This window comes from Bacteroides sp. MSK.18.37 (assembly GCF_019129155.2).
GTDB lineage: Bacteria > Bacteroidota > Bacteroidia > Bacteroidales > Bacteroidaceae > Bacteroides > Bacteroides ovatus.
On record NZ_JAHOIB020000003.1, the window covers coordinates 24,892 to 30,908 of the forward strand.

Here is a 6,017-nt window from a genome sequence, read left to right on the forward strand (position 1 = left end):
AATCAACAATGAAACAGATTTTTGTAATGTTCGCCCTCTTGCTGGGCGTGTGTGCGGCAAACGCACAGGAAACCGACACCGTGAAGTATGCGGCTGGCAACGACTTGTACCGGGGCATTACCCGGAAACTCCCGTACCGCCAAATGGTAACGCCCTACGGCGTGGAAGTGACCTTTGCCAAGACGGTGCATATCATCTTCCCCGCCGCCGTCCGCTATGTCGATTTGGGAAGCAACCACATCATAGCGGGCAAGGCGGACGGTGCGGAGAACGTAATCCGGGTGAAAGCCACGACAGAGGGCTTTCCGGGCGAAACGAACTTCTCCGTCATTTGCGAGGACGGCAGTTTCTTTTCGTTCAACGCCAAATACGCCCGTGAACCGGAAATGCTCAATATCGAAATGAAAGACTTCTTGGAAAATGAAGATACGTCTGACTTTTCGCATACCCGCATGAACATCTACTTCCGGGAACTGGGCAACGAAAGCCCGCTATTGGTGAAACTGATAATGCAGAGCATCTACAAGAACAACGACCGCAAAGTGCGCCACTTGGGTAGCAAGCGTTTCGGCATACAGTTCTTAATCAAGGGGATTTACACCTATAACGGGATGCTCTATGTACACACGCAGACGAAGAACAGTTCCAACGTGCCTTTCGATACCGACTTCATCAAGTTTAAGATAGTCGATAAGAAAGTACCCAAACGCACGGCTATTCAGGAAACGGTGCTGGATGCGGTACGCAGTTACAACGAGGTAGTAGAGATTGCCGGGAAAAGTACCGTCCGCACTGTGTACGCCCTGCCGAAGTTCACCATACCGGACGATAAGCTACTGTTGGTGGAACTCTACGAGAAAAACGGCGGGCGGCATCAGGTTATCCGGGTAGAGAACGCCGACATCGTGAACGCAGAAGTGATTAACGAACTCAAAATCAAATAGGGAATGAAGAAACACATCTTTATAATGATGCTCTTTGCGCTGTGCCTGACCTCGTTTCAGGTACACGCACAAAGATACCTGCCGGGTATGAAAGGCTTGCAGGTCACGGCGGGCATGACGGACGGGGTGCATTGGAATGACAACACGGATTTCGCCTACCACATCGGGGCGGCATACAGCGTTTACACCAAGAACGCAAACCGCTGGGTGATTGGTGGGGAATACCTGCACAAGAAGTATGACTACAAGGATATGCAGATACCAGTCGAACAGTTCACCGCAGAGGGCGGCTATTACCTGAAATTCCTTTCGGACAGGCGAAAGACTTTTTTCCTCTCGCTGGGATTGTCGGCACTCGCCGGGTATGAGGTGAGCAACAAAAGCGAAAAACTGCTGCCGGACGGTTCTACCTTGCTGGATAAGGACTGCTTCATTTACGGCGGTGCGCTCACGCTGGAACTGGAAGCCTACCTGACCGACCGGGTGGCTCTGCTGCTGAACGCAAGGGAACGGGCGTTGTTCGGCTCGGACATAGGCAAGTTCCACACGCAGGTATCTTTGGGAGTAAAATTCATTATCAACTGACCCCTATATAATAATGTATATGAAGAATGTAATGTATAAAATCATCATGGGCTGCTACATCGTGGCCGCCCTTGTGCTTGTCACCGCCTGTAATGACAGTTTGGATATTCAGCAGGCGTACCCGTTCAGCATCGAAACGCTGCCAGTACCCAAAAGGCTGAAAGTCGGGGAAACCGCTGAAATACGCTGCCAGTTGGTGCGTGAGGGTTACTATCAGCCGACTACCTATCGGATAAGGTACTTCCAGCCGGACGGCAAAGGGAAGCTGGAAATGGACAACGGCACGGTGTTCCTGCCCAATGACCTTTACCCGCTGGAGAAAGAAACATTCCGGCTCTACTACACCTCGGCATCGACAGACCAGCAGACGATTGACATTTATATTATCGACAGCTTCGGACAGATGCAGCAACTTACACTATCATTTAATAATGACAACAGCGAAGAAGAAACGGAAACAATAACCCCCTAACAATAAAATGACATGGTAAAAATAGAATTGGATATAAAAGGTATCTCGTGGTATATAGAAACCACGTTGGAAACAGATACGGTTCCGGCAGTAGGTGACATCATTATCGTGGATAAGGACTGCATTTCCGCACGTGACAGGGCTGAATTGTGGAAAATACCGTCCAATCAGGTTTTCAAATGGGTGGACGAAGAAGAAGATATGCCCGTTATGGAATGGTTTGACAACGACACGGAAATGCTTGTCAATAAGCGGACTTGGAAATACGACATCGAGGAAGAAGAAACCGTGTGCATACTTAGTGTAAAATTTATTCACTGTGAGGATTTGTAGCTGTGATATTCGTTTAATGATACGCAAAGCGTAAATATTGGGCAGACAGCCCGCCGGGAAGCATCGGCGGGCTGTTTCCATGATAGGGAAACGAGCGGCTTCTTTGTTACTTTCTTCACCCGCTGGCAGGCTCACGGAAGAAAGTAACGGCGGCAAACAGCCGCCGTTCTCTATCAACTGATTTTAAGGCTCTTTATGGACGTGTATTTCTCTAACCACACCTTTACCTGTTCCATGTTATATTCGCCCGTTATGACCGCCGTATGGTCGTTTATGGCTACAAACCGGACACTTTCATAGCTGTTTACCCAGCCTTGCAGGGAACAGACACCCCACGTTGCAACATCTTCAAAAACACTGCGGTCTATTTGGCTGATTGGCTCACCGAAAACTACCGTCATTGTCTGAAAGTCCGGTTTGTCCTCCAACAGTTGCAAATGGCGCAACGTGCCGAACTCGTCAATTTTACGCCCCCACGCCCACACATCATTATATAAATCATCGCCCCACTGGTGCGGGCGGTCGAAACGAACTTTTACCTCTATGGTGTGTTCGTTTTCTTCTGTGTCCTCGATAACGCCCGTTACCATTAAGCCCGTAAAAATACACTCGCAACGCTTGCCGATAAGCTCCTTGTTTACTTCTGTCGTTTTCATATCCCTAAAATTTACTTATTACTCTGTTCTTTTTTCGCTATCCACCCGTCACGCCTGCGGCGGCACTCTGCCAGCGTTTTGGCTACCGTGCTGAAAAGTTCGCCGTCAAAGTGGCGGTAGTCATATTGAAAATAAATCTGTCCCCTGAATGCGCCTAAGCAACATTTCACGTATTTTTCTTCTCCCGGTGTTTGGGTGATGCTTACCCCGTTTTTGTTAAGTGACTGCATGATGTCTTATTTTTTTACGGTTATAAACTTGGTTGTTTTTAACGGGCAGGGCTTTGACACCCCGCCCGGATTGGTTGTTATGCCGCACGGAACACAAAGCCGTCATCAAACCAGTAATCGCACATGAACAGGTCACGGGCAAACTTTTCATAATCGAAATAGGTCTTTGCGAACTCCGGCAGGTCGTAACATTCTTCTATAATTTCATAGGCGAAATCTTCTTCATCGTCATATTCCCCTTGATATTCATCCCGGAAATCACGTACAAGGTCGTCCGCATCTTCCTCGCCTAAATCATGGCTTTTATAGTTGCACCACACGAAAAAGGCTTCCTGCTCGGTGTCGCTCAAATCCTCCACCGCATCACGCAGGGAAAAGAAATTTTCAGAAATCCAGCTTTCGCCGATTAAGCCCTCCGGCACGTTCTCCCAGTCCTGAAACATATATTCCACATCTTCCTCGTCCTTGTGAAGTTCCCGGCAGGCTTCGTAAAATTCTTCCTTGTCCGAATAATCCGAAAGGTTGAGCCATGCGCCGGACAATGAACCGTTGTTGTACTTGGCGTAAGTGCCTACATAAACGCTTGCTGCTGATAATGTCGTTGCTTCCATATTGCTGTAATTTTTAAGTTTTTAATTTTATGCGGATTCGAGAGGTGAGGGAGTTGAAGTTTCACTGAACTTTTTTCCTGTTTCCCGTAAATCCGACTTTTTTTTTATGCGTCTTCCGGTCGGGTCGGTCGTTTTCGTTTCACATAGGCGTAAAAGGGTAGTGTTTAGAGTTTGCAAAGTTTTGGGCAAAAAATACCTCGCAAGGCAGGGAAGATTTTTTCGCCAAACCGGAACGGCTCGACCTTGCAAAATCGTGAAGAACACGTAACTACCTTTGCCTATTGAAATGATTAAAACGACTGTCCCGGCTGGGGGACTGCGTAAGAGGAAGATTTACAGATAGGGAAACTGGGGAAAAGTGCCTGTTCTCTTTCATCTTTTAGGGAACACTCCATGCGGGTGGGAAAGGCAAGGGTATGGCAAGTTTACCTTGCGGTACGCTTGTGCGGGTTTCCAACGGCTCTTTTCACGAAATACAGTCAGCCATGCCACGCACGGCTGGCGTTTCGGGGAATGTGCCAGTGGGAAAAGGATATAAAAAATGCGGGTAGTCGGTGGACTGCCCGCAAGGTGAAAGAATGTACTTTATTGGGATATAGTTTGTTAGGTGGAATTTCGTTACCGAAATCGTTACCTGTTCTGTTACCAACAGTATATAGGTAACTAAAAACTCACATGGCGACTTCCTTGTAAATTTTCTCGATGCCGACAAACTTCTTGTCAAGCCCCTGCATATCGCTGCCTATCTTGCTGTTGGTGATGCGGGCGTAAATTTGCGTAGTTTCTATATTTGTGTGTCCCAGCATCTTGGACACCGTTTCAATGGGTACGCCCTTTGACAGCGTGGTGGTCGTGGCGAACGTGTGTCGGGCAAGGTGGAATGTCAGGTTCTTTTTAATACCGCAAATATCGGCAATCTCTTTCAAGTAGGCGTTTAGCTTCTGATTGCTGATTACGGGAAGTATCTTGCCGTCCGGCAACTTGCCCTTGTACTTCTTCAAAATCATCTTAGGAATATCCAGCAGGGGAACATTTACGTCCGTGTTGGTCTTTACCCGCTTGGTGATTATCCAAAGGTTGCCGTCAAAGGACTTTTGGATATTCTCCTGCCGCAAGTTGGCAACATCGCTGTAAGCCAAACCGCAGAAACAGGAAAAGACGAACAAGTCCCTGACGTGTTCCAGCCGTTCGGAAACCATTTTCTTTTTAAGGATGATTTTTATCTCGTCCTCCGTCAAGTAGCCCCTATCCACTTTTTCCAGCCGAATTTTGTAGCTGGCGAACGGGTCACCCACCAGTATGCCGTTGTTGCGGGCAATGATGATGATGCGCTTGAAGAACTGCATGAACTTGGCGGTGGTGTTGTAACCGCACTTGCAGGCGGTACGCAAATACAACTCAAAATCGGTAATGAACATTGGAGTAATTTCCTTAATGGATATGTCCGATACGTTGTACTTGCTGCGGATGAACTCGGCAAGGTGGCGGCGGGTCACTTCATACTTGCGGTAGGTCGCTATCGTCTTGGATATGCCCACAAGCTGCTTCACATCGTCATTGTGCTTTTGGAACAATGAAAGGATTGTTTCGTGGCTCTCGCTGTGTCCCAAGAACTCGTTCTTCACTTTCTCGGCGGTCACGTAGTTGTCACGCCGCTGCATTTCGTGGTAAATGGTGTTCAGGGAAGAACGTATGTCGTCCAGCAGGGCGTTTATTCTTCCGGCATCCCTGCCTTTGGCTTTGCCTGCGGCAATGCTCCAGTTATCGGGCTGGATGCTCTGTTTCGTACTGAACTGGCACTGTTTGCCGTCAATGGTGATACGTGCCATAATCATTACCTCGCCGTTTTTCTTTTCAGAACCTTTCTTCAAATAAAAAAGAACCTTGAATGTCGATTTCATAACTCACTTTTTTTAGTTGCAAAATTACTTTTTACCTCTCGTTTCTGAGTTATGCAGACTATGGACTAATCAAGTCATTATCAGGTCATTTATGGACAAATCGTTACCGTTTTTGTCCGGTGGGGAATAGGTAACGATTTAGTAACGAAACTTTGTCTTTTACCGTACTTTTGAAGTCTTGGAAGCAGGACTTTCGGGCAATAAAAAAAGCCACAAATCATTGATTTGTAGCTTTTTGTCCGTTTACTGTCCATTTCTGTCCAGTAAGTTCAGCGGAGAGACAGG

Annotated in this window: 8 protein-coding genes; 4 read left to right on the forward strand and 4 right to left on the reverse strand. The window is 47.4% G+C overall.

The genetic code is table 11. The features are described 5' to 3' along the window. Nucleotides 1–8 precede the first annotated feature (8 nt). The 4 genes from traN to KSX81_RS28830 are packed head-to-tail and all read left to right on the forward strand — an operon-like array spanning nucleotide 9 to nucleotide 2,334. Nucleotides 9–944, forward strand: a complete 936-nt coding sequence (gene traN / locus KSX81_RS28815) for a conjugative transposon protein TraN (protein WP_005680375.1) — start codon at nucleotides 9–11, stop codon at nucleotides 942–944. Between the two features lie 3 nt (nucleotides 945–947). Next, nucleotides 948–1,529, forward strand: a complete 582-nt coding sequence (locus KSX81_RS28820) for a conjugal transfer protein TraO (RefSeq protein ID WP_005680374.1) — start codon at nucleotides 948–950, stop codon at nucleotides 1,527–1,529. A gap of 13 nt (nucleotides 1,530–1,542) precedes the next feature. Continuing rightward, nucleotides 1,543–2,001 carry a DUF3872 domain-containing protein gene (locus KSX81_RS28825; RefSeq protein ID WP_032556333.1) on the forward strand — a complete coding sequence of 153 codons (459 nt, stop codon included), beginning with the start codon at nucleotides 1,543–1,545 and terminating at the stop codon, nucleotides 1,999–2,001. Nucleotides 2,002–2,013: 12 nt separating this feature from the next. Next, complete coding sequence (locus KSX81_RS28830) at nucleotides 2,014–2,334, forward strand: hypothetical protein (protein WP_004294838.1); 321 nt, start codon at nucleotides 2,014–2,016, stop codon at nucleotides 2,332–2,334. A gap of 173 nt (nucleotides 2,335–2,507) precedes the next feature. Here the strand turns inward: KSX81_RS28830 and KSX81_RS28835 are convergent, their stop codons facing one another. From KSX81_RS28835 to KSX81_RS28850, 4 genes are all read right to left on the reverse strand, one after another. Next, on the reverse strand, nucleotides 2,508–2,990 hold the full coding sequence (locus tag KSX81_RS28835; RefSeq protein WP_005680372.1) for a DUF6956 domain-containing protein: 483 nt from the start codon (nucleotides 2,988–2,990) through the stop codon (nucleotides 2,508–2,510). 11 nt (nucleotides 2,991–3,001) lie between these two features. Continuing rightward, nucleotides 3,002–3,220 (reverse strand): DUF3873 domain-containing protein, encoded by a 219-nt coding sequence (locus tag KSX81_RS28840; RefSeq protein WP_005680371.1) that lies wholly within the window; start codon nucleotides 3,218–3,220, stop codon nucleotides 3,002–3,004. A gap of 77 nt (nucleotides 3,221–3,297) precedes the next feature. Next, entirely contained in the window at nucleotides 3,298–3,831 is a 534-nt protein-coding gene (locus KSX81_RS28845; RefSeq protein ID WP_005680369.1) for an antirestriction protein ArdA, read from the reverse strand. A 671-nt stretch (nucleotides 3,832–4,502) separates the two neighbouring features. Next, the gene (locus KSX81_RS28850; RefSeq protein ID WP_004294842.1) at nucleotides 4,503–5,732 is read right to left on the reverse strand and encodes a site-specific integrase; all 1,230 of its coding nucleotides are present in this window, start codon (nucleotides 5,730–5,732) and stop codon (nucleotides 4,503–4,505) included. Between the last annotated feature and the right edge of the window lie 285 nt (nucleotides 5,733–6,017).

Excerpts from the sequence above, each read along its gene's own strand:
- traN (WP_005680375.1), top strand. The coding sequence starts at position 9 with ATGAAACAGATTTTTGTAATGTTCGCCCTCTTGCTGGGCGTGTGTGCG.
- KSX81_RS28820 (WP_005680374.1), top strand. The coding sequence starts at position 948 with ATGAAGAAACACATCTTTATAATGATGCTCTTTGCGCTGTGCCTGACC.
- KSX81_RS28825 (WP_032556333.1), top strand. The coding sequence starts at position 1,543 with ATGTATATGAAGAATGTAATGTATAAAATCATCATGGGCTGCTACATC.
- KSX81_RS28830 (WP_004294838.1), top strand. The coding sequence starts at position 2,014 with ATGGTAAAAATAGAATTGGATATAAAAGGTATCTCGTGGTATATAGAA.
- KSX81_RS28835 (WP_005680372.1), bottom strand. The coding sequence starts at position 2,990 with ATGAAAACGACAGAAGTAAACAAGGAGCTTATCGGCAAGCGTTGCGAG.
- KSX81_RS28840 (WP_005680371.1), bottom strand. The coding sequence starts at position 3,220 with ATGCAGTCACTTAACAAAAACGGGGTAAGCATCACCCAAACACCGGGA.
- KSX81_RS28845 (WP_005680369.1), bottom strand. The coding sequence starts at position 3,831 with ATGGAAGCAACGACATTATCAGCAGCAAGCGTTTATGTAGGCACTTAC.
- KSX81_RS28850 (WP_004294842.1), bottom strand. The coding sequence starts at position 5,732 with ATGAAATCGACATTCAAGGTTCTTTTTTATTTGAAGAAAGGTTCTGAA.